Origin of the sequence: Actinomadura vinacea (assembly GCF_039532545.1) — a bacterium.
In the GTDB taxonomy this organism is placed as follows: Bacteria; Actinomycetota; Actinomycetes; order Streptosporangiales; family Streptosporangiaceae; genus Spirillospora; species Spirillospora vinacea.
On record NZ_BAAARW010000012.1, the window covers coordinates 600,173 to 622,569 of the forward strand.

The 22,397-nt window shown below is 71.5% G+C and carries 19 protein-coding genes; 11 read left to right on the forward strand and 8 right to left on the reverse strand.

From position 1 onward, the window contains the following. Position 1: 1 nt before the first annotated feature. Together ABD340_RS18150 and ABD340_RS18155 are read right to left on the reverse strand one after the other, a co-directional pair. A complete protein-coding gene (locus tag ABD340_RS18150) occupies positions 2-1,393 on the reverse strand; it encodes a hypothetical protein (protein WP_344590158.1) in 1,392 nt (463 codons plus the stop codon). Between the two features lie 3 nt (positions 1,394-1,396). Further along, complete coding sequence (locus tag ABD340_RS18155) at positions 1,397-3,517, reverse strand: hypothetical protein (protein WP_344590159.1); 2,121 nt, start codon at positions 3,515-3,517, stop codon at positions 1,397-1,399. A gap of 158 nt (positions 3,518-3,675) precedes the next feature. On the opposite strand from ABD340_RS18155, the gene ABD340_RS18160 reads away from it, so the two are divergent. Continuing rightward, entirely contained in the window at positions 3,676-6,492 is a 2,817-nt protein-coding gene (locus ABD340_RS18160; RefSeq protein ID WP_344590160.1) for an ATP-binding protein, read from the forward strand. A 29-nt stretch (positions 6,493-6,521) separates the two neighbouring features. Here ABD340_RS18160 and ABD340_RS18165 read toward each other — a convergent pair whose 3' ends face one another. Then, positions 6,522-7,490: a 4-hydroxy-3-methylbut-2-enyl diphosphate reductase gene (locus ABD340_RS18165; protein WP_344590161.1), complete on the reverse strand. Its 969-nt coding sequence runs from the start codon at positions 7,488-7,490 to the stop codon at positions 6,522-6,524. Positions 7,491-7,694: 204 nt separating this feature from the next. On the opposite strand from ABD340_RS18165, the gene ABD340_RS18170 reads away from it, so the two are divergent. Genes ABD340_RS18170 through ABD340_RS18180 form a run of 3 tightly spaced genes read left to right on the forward strand, consistent with a single transcriptional unit; the run spans position 7,695 to position 9,783 of the window. Beyond that, complete coding sequence (locus ABD340_RS18170) at positions 7,695-8,303, forward strand: DUF8129 domain-containing protein (RefSeq protein ID WP_344590162.1); 609 nt, start codon at positions 7,695-7,697, stop codon at positions 8,301-8,303. 25 nt (positions 8,304-8,328) lie between these two features. Continuing rightward, positions 8,329-9,549, forward strand: a complete 1,221-nt coding sequence (gene xseA / locus ABD340_RS18175) for an exodeoxyribonuclease VII large subunit (protein WP_344590163.1) — start codon at positions 8,329-8,331, stop codon at positions 9,547-9,549. Positions 9,550-9,570: 21 nt separating this feature from the next. After that, the gene (locus ABD340_RS18180; RefSeq protein ID WP_344590720.1) at positions 9,571-9,783 is read left to right on the forward strand and encodes an exodeoxyribonuclease VII small subunit; all 213 of its coding nucleotides are present in this window, start codon (positions 9,571-9,573) and stop codon (positions 9,781-9,783) included. A gap of 9 nt (positions 9,784-9,792) precedes the next feature. Here ABD340_RS18180 and ABD340_RS18185 read toward each other — a convergent pair whose 3' ends face one another. Both ABD340_RS18185 and ABD340_RS18190 read right to left on the reverse strand, forming a co-directional pair. After that, entirely contained in the window at positions 9,793-10,422 is a 630-nt protein-coding gene (locus tag ABD340_RS18185) for a DUF4245 domain-containing protein (protein ID WP_344590164.1), read from the reverse strand. A 20-nt stretch (positions 10,423-10,442) separates the two neighbouring features. Further along, entirely contained in the window at positions 10,443-11,111 is a 669-nt protein-coding gene (locus ABD340_RS18190; protein ID WP_344590165.1) for a TetR/AcrR family transcriptional regulator, read from the reverse strand. A 180-nt stretch (positions 11,112-11,291) separates the two neighbouring features. Here ABD340_RS18190 and glpX point away from each other — a divergent pair, with 180 nt between their 5' ends. Continuing rightward, the gene (gene glpX / locus ABD340_RS18195; protein ID WP_344590166.1) at positions 11,292-12,311 is read left to right on the forward strand and encodes a class II fructose-bisphosphatase; all 1,020 of its coding nucleotides are present in this window, start codon (positions 11,292-11,294) and stop codon (positions 12,309-12,311) included. Positions 12,312-12,551: 240 nt separating this feature from the next. Here glpX and ABD340_RS18200 read toward each other — a convergent pair whose 3' ends face one another. Next, complete coding sequence (locus ABD340_RS18200) at positions 12,552-13,181, reverse strand: DUF1707 SHOCT-like domain-containing protein (protein ID WP_344590167.1); 630 nt, start codon at positions 13,179-13,181, stop codon at positions 12,552-12,554. A gap of 65 nt (positions 13,182-13,246) precedes the next feature. On the opposite strand from ABD340_RS18200, the gene ABD340_RS18205 reads away from it, so the two are divergent. Then, on the forward strand, positions 13,247-14,200 hold the full coding sequence (locus ABD340_RS18205; protein ID WP_344590168.1) for an ABC transporter ATP-binding protein: 954 nt from the start codon (positions 13,247-13,249) through the stop codon (positions 14,198-14,200). Beyond that, positions 14,197-14,988 carry an ABC transporter permease gene (locus ABD340_RS18210; protein ID WP_344590169.1) on the forward strand — a complete coding sequence of 264 codons (792 nt, stop codon included), beginning with the start codon at positions 14,197-14,199 and terminating at the stop codon, positions 14,986-14,988. The genes ABD340_RS18205 and ABD340_RS18210 overlap by 4 nt, the downstream gene beginning before the upstream one ends. Before the next feature lie 76 nt (positions 14,989-15,064). Here the strand turns inward: ABD340_RS18210 and ABD340_RS18215 are convergent, their stop codons facing one another. Together ABD340_RS18215 and pdxR are read right to left on the reverse strand one after the other, a co-directional pair. Continuing rightward, positions 15,065-15,295 (reverse strand): hypothetical protein, encoded by a 231-nt coding sequence (locus ABD340_RS18215; protein ID WP_344590170.1) that lies wholly within the window; start codon positions 15,293-15,295, stop codon positions 15,065-15,067. Between the two features lie 28 nt (positions 15,296-15,323). Beyond that, entirely contained in the window at positions 15,324-16,757 is a 1,434-nt protein-coding gene (gene pdxR, locus ABD340_RS18220; RefSeq protein WP_344590171.1) for a MocR-like pyridoxine biosynthesis transcription factor PdxR, read from the reverse strand. 114 nt (positions 16,758-16,871) lie between these two features. On the opposite strand from pdxR, the gene ABD340_RS18225 reads away from it, so the two are divergent. The 4 genes from ABD340_RS18225 (at position 16,872) to ABD340_RS18240 (ending at position 22,327) form a co-directional block, all read left to right on the forward strand. Beyond that, on the forward strand, positions 16,872-17,780 hold the full coding sequence (locus tag ABD340_RS18225) for a DMT family transporter (protein ID WP_344590172.1): 909 nt from the start codon (positions 16,872-16,874) through the stop codon (positions 17,778-17,780). A gap of 35 nt (positions 17,781-17,815) precedes the next feature. Then, positions 17,816-19,456: a fumarate hydratase gene (locus ABD340_RS18230; RefSeq protein WP_344590173.1), complete on the forward strand. Its 1,641-nt coding sequence runs from the start codon at positions 17,816-17,818 to the stop codon at positions 19,454-19,456. A 96-nt stretch (positions 19,457-19,552) separates the two neighbouring features. Continuing rightward, positions 19,553-20,830, forward strand: a complete 1,278-nt coding sequence (locus tag ABD340_RS18235; RefSeq protein ID WP_344590174.1) for a serine/threonine-protein kinase — start codon at positions 19,553-19,555, stop codon at positions 20,828-20,830. Positions 20,831-20,908: 78 nt separating this feature from the next. Beyond that, complete coding sequence (locus tag ABD340_RS18240; protein WP_344590175.1) at positions 20,909-22,327, forward strand: class II fumarate hydratase; 1,419 nt, start codon at positions 20,909-20,911, stop codon at positions 22,325-22,327. Positions 22,328-22,397: the final 70 nt, after the last annotated feature.

Consider the following 22,397-nt stretch of genomic DNA (forward strand, 5'->3'; position numbering starts at 1 on the left):
ACTACACTCCTGTTCGCTGAGTACGTCTACTGCGACACCATCGAACCACCTCGGTAATCACCACACCCGCCACCACGGCAGCCGACAGGGCATTCCCTGCTTCGACTCCATGGTGATCAGGTTGAGACATCGTCGGACTCGTCCGGGTCTCCGGGTGCCCTGTCGGTGAAGGTTTGTTGAGGATATCTTGAACAGAATTACTTGCTTTCCTTCCTCCCTGACTGATGCCAATACCATCACCTTGCTGGAAAAACTTCCTGCGAAGTCTATCGGAGCGGGAATCCGGCTCACTCTCCGCGATCTGATCACCGGTCCGTTCGTCGCGCACATCAAGAGTAGTGTTGGATTCACCCTCCGCGCCTGTCGGGTCGACTTCCTCGCGCAACCCGCCCAGTACCTGTTTGTCCTGCTGTGGGGACTGCTCGGCGAGGTCCCGGGCAGGTTCGACGGGGGCGCCAGGGTCGTCTGTTCCTGGGTCGGGGATATCCGTCCGTTCGGAGGGCCGGCCCGCGGTGTCGCTGGTGCTCACTTCGGCTCGGATGGGCTCGGTGGGTTGCGGCTCGTCGCCCGGCTCGTCCTGTCGTGGGGGTGGCGGGGTGTCTGGACGTTCGCTGGTCTTGTCTTGCTCGACCCTGGGTAGGGCGTCCATGGGCTCAGGCTGGTCGTCGGCCGTCGGCGGTGCTTCCTGGGGGCCGGCCCAACTTCCGTCGGTGGTTCGTGTTCCGCCGCGGGCTGGTTCGGGCTTCTCCTGGTGCGGCCCGGCGGGCTCGGGCGTCTCTTGTGCGGGATCGGTGTCGCTGCCGTCGGCGGGCTGCTCAGATGTCTCGCGGGGGCTTCGCTCATCTGGTTCGGATTGTGGCTGGGCCTGGTCCGGTTGCATCGCGGTCCGGTCCTTGGCTTCATGCTCGCTGGACATCGTCTGGTCCTGAGGCTGGGCTTCGCCGCCTTCGGCGGGCCTGGCGGTGCGCGTTTCCGGTGGGGAGCTGGTGCCGTTGGTGTCCGTGCGCTCGCTCGGAATTGACGCTGCCCTGAGCGAGTCCAGGCGGGGCGTCGACGACTGTGTCCCGGTATCGGCGGTGCCGGGCTTTTCCGGCTGCTCGTCGTTGCGTGGGCTGTCATCGGCCGTCGTCTGCGGGGAGTCGGTCCGCGGCTGGTCCGTCTGGTCGTTCTGCCCGGATTTGGTGTCGCTTTTGGGCTCGGTGGTTTCCTTTTCGGTGGTCCCGCCTGCGTCGGTCCTCTCGGTCTGCGCGCCGGTTTCGGTGCGGGCGGCGGCGAGGCTTTCGCGGCGGGACGGGTAGCCAGGAGCACCGGGGTTGTCCTGGGGAGGCGACTGCTCGCTGGGCGGCGGCCGGTCGGTCGTCTCGGTGCCGTGATCGTTGCGTTCGAGCGCCATGGGTCAGCTCTTTCCGCCGAAGAGGGGTGGCGGTCCCGGCGGACGGTGCCGAGGCGGGGGGCCTGGACGCGGGCCGGTTTGGTGGCCGGGTGGTGGGCCTGGTTCGTGCGAGAGGGGCGCGCGTGGAGTCGGCGCGGCGGGTGGGGCGGCGGTCCACTGGGGGGTGGTGGACGGGGCCCCGGTGGTAAGGGCCTGCTGCGGGGCGGGTGGCTCGGGCAAGGGGGACGTACTGACGCGCTCCAGCGTGATGATGGACGGGTCGCATTCGACTGGTGTGAGGGTGCGTCCGCCCCCGGGGGCCGACTCGATCAGCAGGAGAGCGTGGTCCGGCAGGTGCTGGAGGGTGACAGGTTCGATGACGTACTCGTAGACGCGCTGGGTGGTGTCGGCGTCGCTCCAGTTGGTGCCCTCGGCGAAGGAGTAGGCCGCCGACCAGTTCCGTGAGGTGGACGTGGCGGTGCCGGTGGTGTCGCTGGTGCTGCTGGAGCCCCCGCGGTTGGTGCCCGACTGGCGGTTGGTCGAGCGGTCGGGGAACATCTCGCCGCCGGAGTAGGTGGCGCCCGACGAGCGGCTGGTGCCCCAGTTGGTGGACGTTCCGGTGGTCCGGCTTGTGGAGAGGGTCTCCGAGTCGCTCTCGCCCGTGGTGTCGGTCTGGGTGTGGGATTCGTTGCCGCCGATGTTCTTGGTGATCTGGGACAGGACGAAGCGGTACTCGCGGCCGATGTAGTCGGCCGCGCGGGTGGCGTCCTCGTGGTTGCCCAGCCGCATGAACGCGACCGCGCCGCCGCCGATCACCTCCGCCGAGGCCTCCCGTAGCCGCCGGAAGAGGAAGGTGAGAGGGACGCCGCGCCGCTCGCATGAGTCCGAGAGTCGTTCCAGATGGCGGCGGGCCAGCTCGTCGGCACCGGCGACGAGCAGCGCGGGCGTGGAGTCGGCGGTGGCGGCGATGCGGTGAGTGACCCACTGCACGATCAGGTCGGTCAGGAGCTCGGATCGGACGTTGCGCGCCTGGCTGTCCAGCGCGACGACGGTCAAGAAGCCCGCGCCGGTGCCCTCGCGGGGTTCAGTGCCGAGGTCTTCAAGCGGATGCAGGTAGGACTCGATGCGCGACAGGCTCGCATGCGCCTGCCGCCGGTACTCGACGGTGAACAGTTCGTTCGCGATGCGGCGGCGTTCGTCGCGGGTCAGCGCCCCGGAGGTGTCGGGCTCCCCCATCAGGGCGCGTAGTGCGGCGGTGATCCGGGCGAGGGTGATGTCGCCGCCGAGCGCGCCGCAGATCGCGGTGAGGATGCGGTCGTCCATGCTGCGCTCGGCGCGGGCGGTGTCGGGGGTGCCGCCGTGCATGGATTCGACGATGGCGTCCACCAGTTCGCGCGGTGGCAGGTCGACGAGCAGGGTGGCGGACGACTGCCGGCTGGGCAGCAGTTGGACGTCCACGCCCTTCCCCGCCTGCTGGGCGAGCGTGATGAGTTCGCGGCTCACCAGTTCACGGGACAGGTCCAGCACCAGCAGCGGGGCGGCCAGTGCGGACGTGCCGTAGGTGGTGAGCAGCGCCTCCCATGACCACAGAGTGCCGCCGAAGACGTCCAGGCGACGGGTGGGGCAGGGGACGGCGCCCCATTCGGAGAGCCCGTCGAGGCGAGCGTGTTCGGCGGCGTCGTGCGCCTGTTTGCGCGCCTGCCACTGGCGGGTCTGGTCCTCGTGGTCGCCGGTGGTCTGCCGCTGGGCCAGCTCGTGGGCGTCACGGGCACTGTTGCGCTGCCGTACGGCGAACAGCGTCATGGCCGCGCTCGGCGTCGCGGCGATCAGCGCCAGCAGTAGAAAGCCGACCGGGACCGGGGTGCGCGACAGCGACTGGGCTGAGAAGGCGGCGAACAGCAACAGGATCGCGGCGGCGGCCAGGCCGGCCGGCAGGGTGCGGCGCAACCGCCGGTCGGCGGCCTGCCGGGTGGCGGCCATCCGGCGGGCCAGGTAGTCGGGGAGCGGCTGCTGCCGGGGCGAGGGCTCGGGGAAGGGGCGCAGGAACCACCAGCGGTCACGGAACACCCAGCCCAGGCGCGGGTCGGGATCGAAGAGCCGCGCGCGGCGGCTCAGAAAGGCGTGGTGATCGATGCCACCCCTCACGGGTGCGCCCCCCTGTTCTCTTTTGGGTGCCGTTCGATCGCCACGGTTACGGGCCCGTGGTACGCAAAACACCCAAGCAGATTGACATGGGACTTGTCATCCGATCGGCCCAGTATCGCGCTTCACATTGGAGGTCTTGCTCAATACCCTGACTGGTCGTGTGGGAAAGGGTGCGCGAACTGCCCGTGTGCAGGCTCCTGGAGGTGCCGCGCCGCCGGGAAGGGGAAAGCGAGGGCCGCGACGAATGGCGTGACCAGCGGATCGCGGCACTGGTGTCGGCCTACCATGCCGGCGACGGCGGCGCGGTGCTGGTGGGCTGGCGGCGTGCGCAAGCGTCCGGGCCCACCGAGGTGTTCATCGGTGGGGACGCGCTCATCGCCGAAGACGGTGAAGACGCCGCGACGTTGAGCCTGCCGGCCGGCGGGCGCGGAGTGATGCTGCCGCCAGGGGCGCTGGCGGACGCGATGGGCACCTTCCCGCACTGGGTGCGGATCGGCGGCATCACCGACGGCCTGCTGGCCGACACCGTCCCCAAGGATCCGGCGCGGCCGTCGTTGGAGGACGGGCTGCTGTCGGTATGGATGCGGCCGTTCGCGTGGCTGCTGCTCGCCGAGCCTGTCGACCCTGGCGAGACCGGCAGGCTCGCCGACGAGCTGGCCGACCGGCAGCAGTACTTCACGTCGATGGCGGAGATGTCGCCCGAGCACGCGGTGGCCTCGATCCGCGACGAGCATCGTCACCGTGAACTGCGCCAGGCCACCACATCCGGGCTGTGGCGGGTGCAGCTGCTGGCCGGCGCCATGACGGCACGCGCCGCCGCGCAGGTGGCGGGACTGGTGTGCGCTTCGGCCGACCTGGACGGGCTGCCGTACGCGCTCGTCCCCGAGACGCGGGCGAGCCCGGACACGGGACCGTCGTTCCCGTTCGAGGCGAGCACGCGGCTGCTGGCCGCGCTCGCCCGGCCCCCGCTGCGGGAGGTCGCCGGGGTCCGGTTCATGCTGCGCCCGGAGTTCGACGTCACCCCCGAACCCGCTCCGGGCGCGGACGGTATCCGGCTGGGCCAGGTGCTGGACCGCAATCGCCGCGAGGTCGGGCACTTGGCGCTGCCGCTGTCGAGCCTGAACCGGCACACGTTCGTGTGCGGCGCCACCGGGGCGGGCAAGTCCCAGACCGTCCGCGCAATGCTGACCGCCGCCTCACAGGCGGGGCTTCCATGGCTGGTGGTGGAACCGGCCAAGGCCGAGTACCGGCTCATGGCCGCCCGCCTCCCGGACGCCGAGGTCGTGGCGATCCGCCCCGGGGACGCCGAGGCGATCGCCGCCGGTATCAACCCGCTGGAGCCCGCGGCCGGGCCGGACGGCCGTCCGTTCCCGCTGCAGACCCACGCCGACCTGGTGCGTGCGCTGTTCCTGGCGGCCTTCGAGGCGGACGAGCCGTTCCCCCAGGTGCTCAGCGCGGCCCTCACCCGATGCTACGAGCGGCTCGGCTGGGACCTCGCGCTCGGCGAGCCCGCCGTCCCCGGGGCCCGCCCGCGCTACCCGACGCTGGCCGACCTGCAGGCCACCGCCGAGACCGTGGTGGACGAGATCGGGTACGGGCAGGAGATCACCGACAATGTCCGCGGCTTCATCCGGGTGCGGCTGTCCAGCCTCCGCCTCGGCACCACCGGCCGGTTCCTCGAGGGCGGGCATCCGATCGACTTCGGCCGGCTGCTCGACCGCAACGTCGTCCTGGAGATCGAGGACGTGGGAGACGACCGCGACAAGGCGTTCCTCATGGGCACCGTGCTGGTACGCCTGGTGGAGCACCTGCGGCTGAGGCAGCGCCACGAAGGCGGGGCCGGGCTGCGGCATCTGAGCGTCTTCGAGGAGGCGCACCGCCTGCTGCGGCGCAGCGAACAGCCGGGGCCGGCGTCCCACGCGGTGGAGACGTTCGCGGGCCTGCTGGCCGAGATCCGCGCCTACGGCGAGGGATTGATCGTGGCCGAGCAGATCCCGGCGAAGCTCGTCCCCGACGTCATCAAGAACACCGCCGTCAAGATCGTCCATCGGCTGCCCGCCCGGGACGACCGGGACGCGGTCGGCGCCACGATGAACATCACCGAGGCCCAGTCGCAGTTCCTGGTCACCCTCACCCCCGGAGAGGGCGCCGTCTTCACCGACGGCATGGACTTCCCCCACCTCGTCCGGATGCCCGACGGCACGCGGGCCGAGGCCGCCTCCACCGCAGCCGTGGCCTCCCCCAGGGCAGTGGTGTCACCGCGCAGCGGAACATGCGGGACCGATTGCCAGGCGTCACCCTGCACCTTGCGCGACATGCGCGACGCCCACCGCGTCCTGACCGAGCTGCCCGAGCTCGTCCTGTGGGCCGAGCTGGCCGCCGCGGCTCACCTGACCGGGTGGGGCGCGCCGATCCCGGACGAGACCGTCCTGGAGAAGGTGCGGGCGCTGCCCGTGCGGTCGCGGGAGTGCGCGATATCCCATGCCGTGGATGCCGCCGCCGCGTCCAGGTCCACCGTCATCCCTCCGGCCATCGGCCCTGCGGCACTCGGGGAGCACCTGGCCGCCGTCCTGTACGCCCGGCTGGACGGCGGAGTGGCCTGCGCGGCCGAGGAGGCCGCCTATCTCGCTGCCCCCTACCGGTGGTGCCTGGTGCTGGAAGAACTGCGATCCGCACCGCCCAGTACCGGACGCCATCCCCGCAGCGGTGAATGGGCGGCCGTCCACGGGCGCGACATCCCTGGTGCCACCGTCGCGGAGCAGTTCGAGCACGTTTCCGCGCGGTGGGACCGCGACCAGCGGGACGGAACCGCCTGTGCCGCCGCGCTGTGGGGGACTGCCGCTCCGTCGGCCATCGAGACCGCCGCAGGCTCGCGCCGCGACGACGATGACTGGCCTGCGCGCCTGCGTGAGGCCACCACCGCGCTGGGCAACATTGACGGCCTGCTGCGCTCGTACGTCCCGTCCGGCCCCTAGACGTCCCAGGGCCAGGCGAGCGAAGGGGGTCAGCCGACCGGGGTGATGCGCAGGTTCCTGCGGAGTTCGTGGGGCAGCGCGAAGCGCATGCTCTCCGGCACCGACTCGACCTCCTCGACCTCGCCGAAGCCACGCTCGGCCAGCCAGGCCAGGACGCCCTGGACCAGCTCGTCCGGCACCGAGGCGCCGCTGGTGACGCCGACCGTGGTGACGCCCTCCAGCCAGGTCTCGTCGATGTGCTCGGCGTAGTCGACCAGGTAGGCGTTGTCGGCGCCGTGCTCCTTGGCGACCTCGACGAGCCGCACCGAGTTGGAGGAGTTGGTCGAACCAACGACGATCACCAGCTGGACCTGGGCCGCCATCTCCTTGACCGCGGTCTGCCGGTTCTGGGTCGCGTAGCAGATGTCGTCGGACGGCGGGTCCATCAGCTTGGGGAACCGCTCGCGCAGCTTCTCGACCGTGGCGATGGTCTCGTCGACCGACAGCGTGGTCTGGGACAGCCACGCGACCCGCTCGGGGTCGCGGACCTCGACGTTGGCCACGTCGCCGGGGCCGTCGACGAGGTGGATGTGGTCGGGCGCCTCACCGGTGGTGCCGATGACCTCCTCGTGGCCCTCGTGGCCGATCAGCAGGATGTCGTAGTCGTCCTTGGCGAACCGGACGGCCTCCTTGTGGACCTTGGTCACCAGGGGGCAGGTGGCGTCGATGGTGCGCAGGCTCAGCCCCTTGGCCTCCTCGTGCACCACGGGCGCGACGCCGTGCGCGGAGAAGACCACGATGGCGCCCTCCGGCACCTCCTCGGTCTCGTCCACGAAGATCGCGCCGCGCTCCTCGAGCGTCTTCACGACGTGCACGTTGTGCACGATCTGCTTGCGCACGTAGATGGGGGCCCCGTACTTCTCCAGGGCGATCTCGACGGCCTGCACGGCCCGGTCCACGCCCGCGCAGTAACCACGCGGCTTGGCGAGCAGGACACGGCGCTGGCTGTTGGAGGTCATGTGCTCCATGGTACGAGCCGACCCGAGGGGCCGCGTACCGTCCGGGGCGTCACTCTGGGAAGTCGTCGCGCCACGCCCGAAAACGTGACCCACCGCACGGCACTGTTGACCAGAATTCCATTAACCCGGGGTGACCCCTATCGCGGCCATACGGCAAAGTGATGATTGACAGACGGTGTTGGGGACAGCAGGGAGATGGAGACGATGACGAAATCGCCGCGCCGCCTCAAGCAGCAGGTGCAGGAAACGGTGGGCGAACAGGTTCGCGACCTCCCGCTGCACGCCGTCCGGCTGGCCATGTTCGGCGTCGGCCGGGCACTGCTGCTCAGCGACCGGGTGACCAGGGACTACAAGGAGATCACCGAGGGCGGCGGGGTCCGCCCGGTGATCGGACGGCTGCGCGACGACGTCCAGCACACCGCCGAGAAGGTCGTCGGACAGGTCGTGGAGCGGGTCCGCGGCGACGGCACCGTGCCCGAGCCGAAGCCCGAGCCGGAGCCCGCCAAGCCCGAGGCCGCGCCCCGCGATGAGATCTCGGTCGGCAAGCCCAAGCCGGAGCCGGAGGCCGAGGAGAAGCTCGAGCCGCGTCCGGAGAGCAAGCCCGCGGCGCCCGCCGAGGCCGAGCGGGTGGCGGCCGGCCTGCCCGTCCCGAACTACGACGAGGCCACGCTCCCGCAGCTCCGCGCCCGCCTGCGCGGCCTTTCGTCGGAACAGGTCAAGCTGCTGCGCGAATACGAACGCAAGCACGCCGCCCGCCCGGACGTCCTGAAAATGTACGAGAACCGGATCGCCAAGCTGAACGGCCTCAACTGAGCCGCTGCACATAGGCTGGCGTGCCATGGCGATGGACACCTCAGCCGAGTCCCCGGTACCGGTCCGCACCGTCCTGCAGGCGGTCGGCGGCTGGATCGGGAAGCTGGGCCGCATCTGGGTCGAGGGCCAGATCACCGACCTCAACGCCCGCGGCGGCACCTGCTACCTCACCCTGCGCGACCCCGTCGCCAACATGTCGGTACGGGTCGTCGGCCCCCGCGCCGTGTTCGAGGCCGCCGGGCCCGCCGTGACCGACGGCGCCCGCGTCGTCGTGCACGCCAAGCCCGACTTCTGGATCAACCGCGGCACCTTCTCGCTCAGCGCCCTGGAGGTCCGCCCGGTCGGCGTCGGCGAGCTGCTCGCCCGGCTCGAACGGCTCAAGCAGGTGCTGGCCGCCGAAGGCCTCTTCCGGCCCGAACGCAAGCGGCAGCTGCCGTTCCTGCCCGGCAAGGTCGGGCTGATCACCGGCCGCGACTCCGACGCCGAGCACGACGTCCTGCAGAACGGGCGGCGCCGCTGGCCCGCCGTCGCGTTCCGGGTCGAGAACACCGCCGTCCAGGGCTCCTACGCGGTCGGCGAGGTCATGGAGGCGCTGCGGCGGCTGGACGCCGACCCCGAGATCGAGGTGATCGTCATCGCCCGGGGCGGCGGCTCGATGGAGGACCTGCTGCCGTTCTCCGACGAGGCCCTGGTCCGGGCGGTCGCCGCGGCCCGCACACCGGTCGTCAGCGCCATCGGCCACGAGCAGGACGGTCCGATCCTGGATCTGGTCGCCGATGTCCGCGCCTCCACCCCCACCGACGCCGCCAAGAAGGTCGTCCCGGACGTGCGCGAGCAGCTCCAGCTCGTCCGGCAGCTCCGCGACCGCGGGCGGCGCTGCCTGGCGGGCGGGATCGAACGGGAACGGGCCTGGCTCCAGGCGGTCCGGTCACGACCGGCGCTGGCCGACCCCGTCCGCGAGATCGAACGGCAGTCCGAGCTGGTCCTCGCCCTCCGCGACCGGGCCCGCCGCGCCCTGTCCGGCTCCCTGGACCGGGCCGGCGACGAGCTGTCCCACACCCGCGCCCGGCTGCTGGCCCTCTCCCCCGCCGCCACGCTCGAACGGGGCTACGCCATCGTCCAGCGCGAGGACGGCACCGTCGTCCGGGACGCGGCCGGCACCGGCAAGGGCGACCGGCTCCTGGTCCGGCTCGCCGGCGGCCGCCTCACCGTGACCGTGGACGACACCGCCCCGCCCGGGTCATAGGGTTGTCGCGTGACCGAACAGATGTCGTACGAGCAGGCGCGCGACCAGCTCACCGAGGTCGTCAAGCGCCTGGAGACCGGCGGGCTCACCCTGGAGGAGTCGCTCGAGCTGTGGGAGCGCGGCGAGAAGCTCGCCGCGGTCTGCGAAGAATGGCTGGAGGGCGCACGCGCCCGGCTGGCCAACGCCATGGCCCGTCCGGAGAACGGCGACGACGGCGCCCAGGCGCCCTTCTGAACGGCCCGTTCAGGACCGCGGCGCCGACGACGCGCCCTGCTTGGACTGCGGCCTCAACGCCCCCGCCAGCACCGCCAGCTCCTCGAACGACGCGGTCCCCGTCACCACCACCGTCACGCCGCCCGGCAGGGTCCGCACCAGCGACCGGGCGTTCTTGTCCACCCGGTGGTGCTTGGCCCAGGACGCGCCGCCGACCTGCATCGTGCCGATCGTCTTCTTGATGCTGGTCATCCGCGGAACGTACGCCGACGCCTTCTCGTTGCTCTGCTCCACCGCCGCGTACTGCTCGGTCGGCGTCACGAACCCCAGATGCCACGCCACCGGCCCGTCGCCGTTCAGCCCGTGCATCCGCGAACTGGTCGCCCGCCACCCCGCCGGCAGCCCCTCCGGGGCCTGCACCGTGTACGGAGCGTCACTGCGCATCGCCCACAGCTGCGTGCTGTAGTCGACCGTCGGCAGCAGCTCCTTGTCGCCGCGCGGCGTGACCAGGTAGATCGCGCCCACCAGCAGCAGGCAGGCCGCCATCGCCAGGGTGAAGCCCCCCAGCCCGGTCGTCAGCCGCTTGTAGACCCCGGGGCTGACCTGGACCGTCCCGCGCGCTTCGGCGGAGGCGGTGGGGGAAGAGGTCTTGTCGGTCACCCCTCAAGCATCCCGCACGGTCAGGGCTGCTCCGAACGGGGGTTCCTGATCGTCCCCACGATCGCCATGATGTCGTCGGCCAGCCGCCGCGTGGCCTCCTCGTCGTCGCTGCCCGACACCTCCGAGACCGCACCCGCCATCGCGCCCGTCAACACGATCACGAGCGGCTCGTCCACGCCGCCGTCGGCCGTGTGGAACAGCGCCGCGTTCCGGCGGGCCCACTTGTTGAGCCGCTGCCGCATCACCCGGTCGAACCCGGGCGGCCCGTCGCCGGAGATGAACAGCCGCGCCACGTGCCGATCCTGCAGGCAGCCGTCCAGGTAGGCGCCCGCGCCCGCGATGAACAGCCGCATCGGGTCGCTCTCCCCGGCGTCCCGCACCGCGTTGATCGCCTTGCGGGTGCGCTCCTGCTGCCGGGTCTGGAACTCCTCGAACAGCGTCAGGTAAAGGTCGGCCTTGCCGTTGAAATGGTGGTAAAGGCTGCCGACGCTGGCCCCCGCCTTGGCGACGATGTCGGTCACGGCCGCTTGGGCGAACCCCGACTCGCTGAACACCTCGCTGGCGGCCGCCAGCAACGCGCTGCGGGTCGCCGCCCCGCGGTCGGAGGTCCGGGCGGACGCCCCGCTCACCGAGGACGTCTCCTGCGCGGCCGCCCCACCCGCGGTCGAGAGGTCGATGTCGCTGCTCATGGAAGCTGAGATTACGCCCTCCCACGGTGGGGAAACGATCCCTTGCACGCGCGGAGACCGAATCGGGCCCCCGGCCGGCCTCCGGTACCGGAGGCGGATCGCTGGTCTGGTCCAATTTGTGGCACGGCACCGGGCACCCGGAGAATTCGTGTCACCAACTGACCGAAAGGGCTGCCTCGCATGTCCGACGACACTATCCTCTCCCCGCTCACCACCGAGCCCGCGGCGCCGGACCGCAACCTGGCGCTGGAACTGGTCCGGGTGACCGAGGCCGCCGCCATGGCCGCGTCCCGCTGGGTCGGACGGGGAGACAAGAACGGCGCCGACGGGGCCGCCGTCAACGCCATGCGCCAACTGATCAACACCGTCTCCATGCGCGGCGTGGTGGTCATCGGCGAGGGCGAGAAGGACAACGCCCCGATGCTGTTCAACGGCGAGGAGGTCGGCGACGGCAGCGGCGCCGAATGCGACGTCGCGGTCGACCCCATCGACGGCACCCGCCTCACCGCCCTCGGCATGAACAACGCGATCGCCGTCCTCGCCGTCGCACCCCGCGGCTCCATGTACGACCCGTCCGCCGTCTTCTACATGGAGAAGCTCGTCACCGGCCCCGAGGCCGCCGACGTCGTCGACATCGAACGCCCGGTCGCCGACAACATCCGGGCGATCGCCCGCGCCAAGGGCTCCGCCCCCGCCGACGTGACCGTGGTCATCCTCGACCGCCCCCGGCACGAAGGCATGATCAAGGAGGTCCGGGAGACCGGCGCCCGGGTCAAGCTGATCACCGACGGCGACGTCGCCGGCGCGATCATGGCCGCCCGCGAGGACACCGGCACCGACCTCCTCCTCGGCATCGGCGGCACCCCCGAGGGCATCATCGCCGCCTCCGCCATCAAATCCCTGGGCGGCGTCATCCAGGGCCGCCTCTGGCCCCAGGACGACGCCGAGCGGCAGAAGGCCATCGACGCCGGCCACGACCTCGGCCGCGTCCTCACCACCGACGACCTCGTCACCTCCGACGACGTCTTCTTCGCCGCCACCGGCATCACCGACGGCGAACTCGTCGACGGCGTCCGCTACCGCAAAGGCTCCGCCCACACCCACTCCCTGGTCATGCGCTCGCGCAGCGGCACCATCCGGACCGTCGCCAGCGAACACAAACTCAACAAGCTGAGGGCCTACAGCAACATCAACTTCTAGAAGCATCTTCTGGGGGGCCAGCCCCCCACGCCCCCTGGCAGGGGCTCCGTCCCCACACCCCGAAAAGCAACCGGAACGGGTCGAAGATCGGCTCTTAAAAGGCCGAGACCGTGACGGCACTACCAATTTCTCATCACTGTCGGGGGGACGCCCCCCAACACCCCCTGCCAGGGGGACAGCCCCCACACCCCGCAAAGTGAGCGGAACGGGTTGAACATCGGCTCTAAAGAGCCACGAGGGTCATCGTTTCGGGGGGTGTGGGGGGTCGCCTCTCCATCTTGAGAAGAGGCGGGCGGTGAATTTGCGTTTCGGGGAGCGGGCGCTGACCGAGCCGAAGAGGAACGTGCCGCCGACTTCGATCGTGGGGCCTTCGGCGGCGGGGCGGGTGCGGACCTCGCGGGTGCTGAGGATGGTGCGGCCGGTGACGTTCACCTGGACGCCCTCGGGGACGACGATCCGGACGCGGCCGCCGACGACCAGGGAGTCCAGGACGATGTGGCGGCGCTGCAGGACGGCCTCGCGGAGATCGAGTTCGACGGTGCCGAAGAGGGCCAGGATGGGGAGTTTGACGGGGACGACCCAGCGGCCTTCGCGGCGCATCCGGCCGAAGAAGGCCGAAACCGGACGGTCGTCCACGAGGATGGGCTGGGCCTCTTCGGGGCTGAGATCGCCGGTGAGGCCGGTCAGCTCGCCGAGGGTACGGGCCTGGTAGGCACGGGTGGTGCGCTCGGAGTGTTCATCGAGGGTGAGCCGCCCGTCGGCGAGTGCCTCGCCTAGGACGTTGACCACCCGTTCGCGGTCGGCATCGGAGGCGCGCAGGTCGCGCACGTGCGTCGCCTGTTCTGCTGGGCGGCGGATGGGCGTGTCCACGGGTCAAGGTTAGCCGCCCGAAAACCGATGGGGATTTGTACGGCCTTGTGCATAGTGTGGCGGACATGACGGTTCAGCGTCACGGGCTCGTGACTGGGGAGGGGACCGGCGTCCGTTCGGCCATCAGCCTGCGCGGGGTGGTCAAGCGGTTCGGTGACTTCAGGGCGGTGGACGGGCTCGACCTGGACGTCCAGGCGGGCAGTTGCCTGGGCCTGCTGGGGCCCAACGGCGCGGGAAAGTCCACGACGATGAAGCTGCTCACGGCGCAGGCACGGCCGGACGAGGGGTCCATCGACGTGCTCGGGTACGCGGTGCCGCGCGAGTCCAAGCGGGCGCGGGCGGCGATGGGCGTCGTGCCGCAGCAGGACAACCTCGACGAGGAGCTGACCGCCCGGGAGAACCTGGAGGTGTTCGCGCACCTCTACCGGGTCCCGCGGGCGCGCCGCCGGGAGGCGGTGGACGCGGCGCTGGAGCTGGCCCATCTGACGCAGCGGCAGCGGACCAAGGTCGATGATCTCTCCGGCGGGATGCGCCGCCGGCTGCTGATCGCGCGCGGGCTGGTGCACCGTCCCGCGGTGGTGCTGCTGGACGAGCCCACGGTGGGCCTCGACCCGCAGGTCCGGGCGGAGCTGTGGGGGCTGATCGACGGGCTGCGGAACAGCGGCACGACCGTGCTGATGTCGACGCACTACATCGAGGAGGCCGAGCGGCTGGCCGACGACTGCGCGCTGATGTCGCACGGCCGGGTGGTCGCGCGGGGCGGGCCGTCCAAGCTGATCGAGGAGCATGCCGGGCAGCTGGTGGTGGAGCACCACGGGCCGCCCGACCGGCTGGAGGAGGTCGAGCGGCTGGCGCGCGGGGCGGGGCTGCCGACGCGCCGCACCGGGCCTTCGGTGTCGGTCCTGAAGGCGGAGACCATCCCGCCGTCACTGGACGACCGGCTCGGTCCCGACGGGGTGCGCCGCGCGGCGAACCTGGAGGACGTCTTCGTGGTGCTCACCGGGGAGCGGGTGGAATGACGACGCGGGCACAGGCGCCGCTGCGCCGGTTCGAGATGGCGCCCGTGCGGGGCATATGGCGGCACGAGCTGGCGCTGTTCAAGCGCTATTGGGGCTCCCAGTCGTTCGCCTCGATGGTGGAGCCGACCTTCATGCTGCTCGCCTTCGGGTACGGGTTCGGCTCGATGGTGGCGGCGGTGGGCGACTACCGCTACATCGACTTCGTCGCGACGGGCGTGGTCGGGATCGCGGCGCTGTTCACCTCGGTCTTCCCGGGCATGTTCAACGGCTACATCCGGCGCGTGTTCCAGCACACCTACGACGCGATGCTGGCCGCGCCGGTGGACGTGCACGAACTGGTCACGGGCGAGGCGCTGTGGATCGCGGCCAAGTCCGCGGTGTACGCGTGCACCCCGATCGTGGTCGCGATGTTCTTCGGCCTGGACCCCTCGTTCGGGATGCTGCTGGTCCCCTTCATCGTCTTCGTGACGGCCCTGGGCTTCGGCCTGTTCGGGATGTGGACCTCGTCGGTGGTGCCGTCGATCAACTCGTTCGACTACGTGATCACGGGCGTGGTGACCCCGCTGTTCCTGATCGCCGGGACGTTCTTCCCGGTCGGGTCGCTGCCCGAGTGGGCCCAGAAGGCGGCCCTGCTGAACCCCCTCTTCCACACGGTGGAGCTGATCCGGCACGCGGTGTTCGGCCTGGAACCCCTGGCCGACCTGGGTCACCTGGCCGCCCTGCTGGTCTTCGCGGCCCTGATGTGGCTCATCGCCGTAAGAGGAATGCGCCGCCGCCTCATCGCCTGAAACCCCACACCCCCCGACGGGGGGTGTGGGGGCGGGGCCCCTGCCGGGGGGCGTGGGGGCTGGCCCCCCAGGTAAATTAAGCGTCTTCCATCGCTGTTATGGCGCGTTCGCCTTCGGCTAGGGCCTGTTCCGGCGTCATGTCCTCCAGGGCCTGGGCCAGTGCGGTCATGGCGGCGTCGGTCGCAGCCCGCGCGATCACCGCGTGCTCTTGTGCACGCTCCAGGTCGCCCAGTCCGACGCAGTCGAACGCCACCTGCGAGTCGTGGACCGCCATCTTCAGTTGCCGCGCCGCCTCTTCCAGAGACATGCAATCCTCCTTCGCCGGGATCGGCTAACTACCCGGGGGCGCCTTTTGTAATCGCTTTGCCCAGGAGTTCGGCAGCTTCGGTCAGGCGGCCCTCGTTGAGCTGGGCGTACCCGAGGACGAGGGCGGGTGGGGCGTAGGGGGCGCGGCCTCGTGACCACATGGGTTTGGCGCCGGCGACGGCGACGCCCAGGCCGGCGGCCGCGGTGACGACCTTGTCTTCGTCGCTGCCTTCGGGCAGTTCGACGTAGAGGTGGACGCCCGCGGAGACGCCTCGGACGGTGGCGCCCGGGATGTGCTCGCGCAGGGCGTTGACGAGTGCGTCGCGCCGGGCGCGGTATTGGCGGCGCATCAGCCGCAGGTGGCGGTCGTAGGCGCCGGTGCTGATGAGGTGGGCGAGGGCGTGCTGGTCGAGGACGGGGGCGCCGAGGTCGGTGTGGGCGCGGTGGGCGCGGAGCCGTTCGGCGAGTCGGGGTGGTGCGACGGCCCAGCCGAGGCGGAGGCCGGGGGCGAGGGCCTTGCTGACGGAGCCGAGGAGGACGACGCGGTCGGGGTCGACGCCCTGGAGGCAGCCGACGGGGTCGCGGTCGTAGCGGAACTCGGCGTCGTAGTCGTCCTCGATCACCAGGCCGTCGGCGGAGCGTGCCCAGGCGATGAGTTCGGCGCGGCGCTCGGGGGCGAGGACGACGCCGGTGGGGTACTGGTGCGCGGGGGTGACGAGGACTGCGCGGGCCTCGAGCCGGGCCAGCGCCTCGACGTCGATGCCGTGCCGGTCGACGGGGACGCGGACGAGCCGGATGCCGGCGGCGTCCAGCATGGGGAGCTGCCGGGCGCTGGTGGGGTCCTCGACGGCGAGGGTGCGGTGGCCGCGGGCGACCAGGTTGGCGACGACGGCGGAGAGGCCGTGGGCGACGCCGCTCATGACGACGATCTGGTCGGGGGTGGTGTACGCGGCGCGGACGCGGCCGAGGTAGCCCGACAGTTCGGTCCGCAGGGCGGCGGTGCCGGCGAAGTCGGGGTAGGTCAGGTCGTCGTTCGGGAGGGCGCGCAGGGCGGCGCGGACGGCGGCGGCCCAGCGTTCGCGGGGGAAGGCGCTCAGGTCGGGGGTGCCGGGCCACAGGTTGTACTGGAAGCCGTGCGGGTCGCCGCCGGGAGGGCCGCCCGGCATGGGCGCGGGGGGCGCGTGCGAGGCCGGGACGGGCGGCGGGGCGTCCGGGCGGGCCAGGGGGGCCACGCGGGTGCCGTCGCCGCGGCGGGCCACCAGGAAGCCCTCCGCGATGAGCTGCTCGTAGGCGGTGACCACGACACCGCGGGAGACGTCCAGGTCGCGGGCGAGGTCGCGGCTGGACAGGAGCCGGGTTCCGGCGGTGAGCCGGCCGGAGCGGATCGCGCCGCGGAATCCGGCCGCGATCTGCGCGGCCAGCCGTCCGGCGGAGCGGTCGAGGGGCAGATGAAGGTCGGTCACATCAATCTCAGCGTCGCGGGGGCGCCCAGATGTCACGTCCTGTGAAATTGGTTCTGGTTCTGCGGGGCCTATTGGACCTTCCTCGGGGTCCAAGTCGCTTCTAGCGTCCCGGGCATGAAGGTTCACATGATCGGCGCCGGGTCGGCGATGTTCCTGGTCGGCACGCTCACCGCCGTGTCGGCGACGGTCTCGGGCTATCCCGTCTTCGGCGGCCAGGCGCTGCGGTACGCGGTGGCGGCCGTTCTGCTGTACGCGGTCGTGCTGGTCCGCGGCGGGCCGCGACCCGGGCGGCCGTCGGGGCGGGAGCTGGTACTGCTGACGGCGCTGGCGGGGACGGGGCTGGCGGCGTTCAACGTGTGCATCGTCGCCGCGACCGAGGACACGAGCCCGGCGACGATCGGCACCGTGGTCGCGACGGTGCCGGTGGTGCTGGCACTGGTGGGCCCGCTGCTGGAGCGGCGCCGTCCGGCTCCGCAGGTGGTGCTGGCGGCGTGCGCGGTGGCCGCGGGCGCGGCGCTGGCCAACGGGCTGGGCGGCGGGACGGTGCGGGGGCTGCTGCTGGCGCTGGGCGCGCTGGCGGGTGAGGTGTGCTTCTCGCTGCTGGCGGTGCCGCTGCTGCCGAGGCTGGGGCCGCTGCGGGTGTCGGCGTATTCGGCGGCGCTGGCCGCGCCGATGCTGCTGGTCGTCGGGCTGCTCGTGGACGGCTCCGGGGTGCTGCGCGTCCCGACCTGGGCCGAGCTGGCGGCGTTCGGGTATCTGGCGGTGTTCGTCACGACGGTGGCGTTCTGCCTCTGGTACGGCGCGCTCGGCGGGCTGGGGCCCGACCGCGCGGGGCTGTTCGCGGGGCTGATCCCGATCAGCGCGCTGATCACCACGGTGGTGCTCGGGCTGGGCCGGCCGGGCCCGGCTGATCTGGCGGGCGCCGTCCTGGTGGGCGCGGGGGTGGTGCTGGGGCTGGGCCGCGGACGCGAGAAGCCTTCCGGGGCGGCGGTCGCGGTGGCCGGGGCGGGCCGTAACCTTTAGGTGCCCCTCATTCAGTAAGCGCGCGAGGATGTTCGATGCCTGAGTTCTCCTACACCGACCTGCTGCCGCTCGGCCCGGACGAGACCGAGTACCGGCTGCTCACTTCCGCGGGCGTGTCCGCCTTCGACGCGGGCGGGCGGACGTTCCTGCAGGTCGAGCCGGAGGCGTTGCGGCTGCTCACCGAGACGGCGATGCGCGACATCTCGCATCTGCTGCGTCCGGCGCACCTGGCGCAGCTGCGCCGGATCCTGGACGACCCGGAGGCGTCGCCGAACGACCGGTTCGTGGCGCTGGACCTGCTCAAGAACGCCGGGATCGCCTCGGGCGGGGTGCTGCCGATGTGCCAGGACACCGGTACCGCGATCGTGATGGGCAAGCGCGGCCAGCACGTCCTGACCGACGAGCGGGACGAGGAGCACATCTCGCGGGGCGTCTACGACGCCTACACCAGGCTGAACCTGCGCTATTCGCAGATGGCACCGGTGACGATGTGGGACGAGAAGAACACCGGCAGCAACCTGCCGGCGCAGATCGAGTTGTACGCGGCGCCCGGTGAGGCGTACAAGTTCCTGTTCATGGCCAAGGGCGGCGGCAGCGCCAACAAGTCGTTCCTCTACCAGGAGACCAAGGCGGTCCTGAATCCGAAGCGGATGCTGTCGTTCCTGGAGGAGAAGATCCGGTCGCTGGGCACCGCCGCGTGCCCGCCGTACCACCTGGCGATCGTGGTGGGCGGTACGTCGGCCGAGTTCGCGCTGAAGACCGCGAAGTACGCCTCCGCGCACTATCTGGACGGGCTGCCGTCCGAGGGGTCGCCGCTGGGCCACGGGTTCCGCGATGTGGAGCTCGAGGGGCAGGTCTTCGAGCTGACGCAGAAGCTGGGGATCGGGGCGCAGTTCGGCGGCAAGTACTTCTGCCACGACGTGCGGGTGATCCGGCTGCCGCGGCACGGCGCGTCCTGCCCGGTGGCGATCGCGGTGTCGTGCAGCGCGGACCGGCAGGCGCTGGCGAAGATCACCGCGGAGGGCGTGTTCCTGGAGCGGCTGGAGACCGACCCGGCGAAGTACCTGCCCGAGACCACCGAGGACCAGCTGGACGGCGACGTGGTGCGGATCGACCTGAACCGCCCGATGGAGGAGATCCGCGCCGAGCTGACCAGGTATCCGGTGAAGACGCGGCTGTCGCTGACCGGGCCGCTGGTGGTGGCGCGGGACATCGCGCACGCCAAGATCAAGGAGCGGCTGGACGCGGGTGAGCCGATGCCGCGATACCTGCGCGACCACGCCGTCTACTACGCGGGTCCGGCCAAGACTCCGGAGGGGTACGCCTCGGGGTCGTTCGGCCCGACCACGGCGGGCCGGATGGACTCCTACGTCGAGCAGTTCCAGGCGGCGGGCGGCTCGTTCGTCATGCTGGCGAAGGGGAACCGTTCGCAGCAGGTGACCGACGCGTGCAAGGCGCACGGCGGGTTCTACCTGGGGTCGATCGGCGGCCCGGCGGCGCGGCTGGCGCAGGACTGCATCAAGAAGGTGGACGTCCTGGAGTACGCGGAGCTGGGCATGGAGGCGGTCTGGAAGATCGAGGTGGAGGACTTTCCCGCGTTCGTCGTGGTCGACGACAAGGGGAATGACTTCTTCGCCGACACCACCGGCCCGGTGCTCACGATCGGCAGGCGTTGATCTCCGTCAAGGGGTAATGCCCGAATTGGAGCAATATCCAAGTAAGTCCCGAAATCTCCCCGATGGGCGCATGGTCTCTCCGGTATCTTTTCCGCCATGTCTCAGTCAGAGCGCCTCGTGCTCGCGACGCGCTACCGGCTGGTCTCGGAAATAGGTCAGGGTGCCAACGGCACCGTCTGGAGAGGCCATGACGACCTCCTCGATCGCGCCGTAGCGGTCAAGGAGCTGCGGCTCCCCGCGGACCTCTCCGAGGACGACCGGGTCGTCTTCTACCGCCGTACGCTCCGCGAGGCGCGCGCGCCGGCCCAGCTCCGCACCCCCTCGATCGTCGAGGTGTACGACGTGGTGATCGAGCAGGGCCGGCCGTGGATCGTGATGGAGCTGATCGAGGCGCCCAACCTGGAGCAGCTCATCGAGCGGTCCGGGCCGCTGCCCCCCGAGCGTGTCGGGCACATCGGCCGCCGGCTGCTGGAGGCGCTGGCCGCCGCGCACAAGGCCGGGATCGTGCACCGCGACCTCAAGCCCAGCAACGTGCTGCTGGACGGCGACCGGGTCGTGCTCACCGACTTCGGCCTGGCCTTCTCGCCGGGCTCGGCCAGCCTGACCAGATCAGGCCATTTCATGGGGTCGCCCGCGTACGTGGCTCCGGAGGTCGCCGCCGGGGAGAAGGCCACACCGCGGTCGGACCTGTGGTCGCTCGGCGCGACGCTGTACGCCGCGCTGGAGGGCCGTCCCCCGTTCGAGCGGGACAACGTGATGGCCACGCTCAGCGCGCTGGCCAACGAATCCGCGCCGGCCCCGCAGAACGCCGGACCGCTGGCCCCGGTGGTGAACGGGCTGCTGGAGAAGAACCCGACCCGGCGGCTCAGCCACGCGCGCGCGGTGGACCGGCTGGAACGGGCGCAGGCCGGTCCGCGCTCCGGCCGCCGCCCGCCCACCCCGCGACTGCGCGTGATGGCCGTGATCGCGCTGATCGGCGCCACCGTCGCCTCGTGCGGTATCGGCGCCACCGCACTGATCGTCGGGATGATGCGGGAGAGCCCCGGCCCCTCCCCCACCGCCCCGGACGGGAGCTCGCCCGGCCGCGCGCCGGCGGCGGCCCCGCCGCCGGGGGTCGGTTCCAGCACGCTGGTCGTGCGGGCCCGCACCGGCCCCTGCAAGATCTTCGTCTCGGTGCCCGGCCCGAACATCAACGTGATCTCGGACGAGACGCTGGCGGCCGGCGACGCGCGCCAGTACGACCAGCCCAACCTGAACGCCGTCGTCTACGACGCCGCGGCCTGCGAGGTATGGGTGAACGGCGAGCGGCGGCCTGGAGGAAAGCCCGGCGAGCGTCGCTCCTACACCGTGCAGGGGGCCACTTCCGGCGGGTGAGGCCGACGGGAATGCGGGCACCGTCTCCGGGGCTGCCACGAGGGCAGGGATAGATTCGAATCCGGAGGTGGCTTTTCCATGACCGAGGGTGCGCCGGAGCAGCCCGAGTATCGGACGGAGCACGACTCCATGGGGGAGGTGCGCGTCCCGGCCACGGCCAAATGGCGCGCTCAGACGCAGCGCGCCGTGGAGAACTTCCCGATCTCCGGCCGCGGGCTGGAGGCCGCGCACATCGCCGCGCTGGGGCGGGTGAAGGCGGCCGCGGCCACGGTGAACGCGGAACTGGGCGTGCTCGACAAGGACCTGGCGGCGGCGATCCACGAGGCGGCGCTGGAGGTCGCGGCGGGCCGCTGGGACGACCAGTTCCCCATCGACGTGTTCCAGACCGGCTCCGGCACGTCCTCGAACATGAACGCCAACGAGGTCATCGCCACGCTCGCCGAGGAGCGCCTCGGCCGGCCCGTCCACCCCAACGACCATGTCAACGCCTCGCAGTCGTCCAACGACGTGTTCCCGTCCTCGATCCACATCGCCGCGACCGGGGCGGTGGTGGACGACCTCGTCCCGGCCCTGCGGCACCTGGAGGAGGCCCTCTCCGCCAAGGCCGCCGCGTTCGCGACCGTGGTCAAGGCGGGCCGGACCCACCTGATGGACGCCACGCCGGTCACGCTCGGCCAGGAGTTCGGCGGATACGCGGCGCAGGTCCGGTACGGCGTGGAGCGCCTGGACGCCGTGCTGCCGCGGCTCGCCGAGCTGCCGCTGGGCGGCACCGCGGTCGGCACCGGCATCAACACCCCCGAGGGCTTCGCGGCCCGGGTGATCGCGGAGATCGCCCGGGCCACCGGGCTGCCGCTGACCGAGGCGCGCGACCACTTCGAGGCGCAGGGCGCCCGGGACGGGCTGGTGGAGGCGTCCGGGGCGCTGCGCACGATCGCGGTCGGGCTCACCAAGATCGCCAACGATCTGCGCTGGATGGGCTCGGGACCGCGGGCCGGGCTGGCCGAGATCCGGCTGCCCGATCTGCAGCCCGGCTCCTCGATCATGCCGGGCAAGGTCAACCCGGTGATCCCCGAGGCGGTGGCGCAGGTGGCCGCGCAGGTGATCGGGAACGACGCGGCGGTCGCGTTCGGCGGCGCGGCGGGGAGCTTCGAGCTGAACGTGATGCTGCCGATGCTGGCCCGCAACGTGCTGGAGTCGATCACCCTGCTGGCGAACGCGTCGCGGCTGCTGGCCGACCGCTGCGTGGCGGGGATCGAGGCCGACGAGGAGCGGCTGCGCGAGTACGCGGAGTCCTCGCCGTCGATCGTGACGCCGCTGAACCGCTATCTCGGGTACGAGGAGGCGGCCCGGGTGGCCAAGCAGGCCCTCGCCGAGCGGAAGACGATCCGCCAGGTCGTCCTGGAGCGCGGCCACGTGGCCGACGGGAAGCTGACCGAGGAGGAACTCGACGCGGCCCTCGACGTCCTCTCCATGACGCGCTCAGCGCCGCGCGGCTGACCCCGGGAACGCGAAAGGCCGCGCGGGACATGCCCGCGCGGCCTCACGACTGCTGTTACGGCCTAGTACC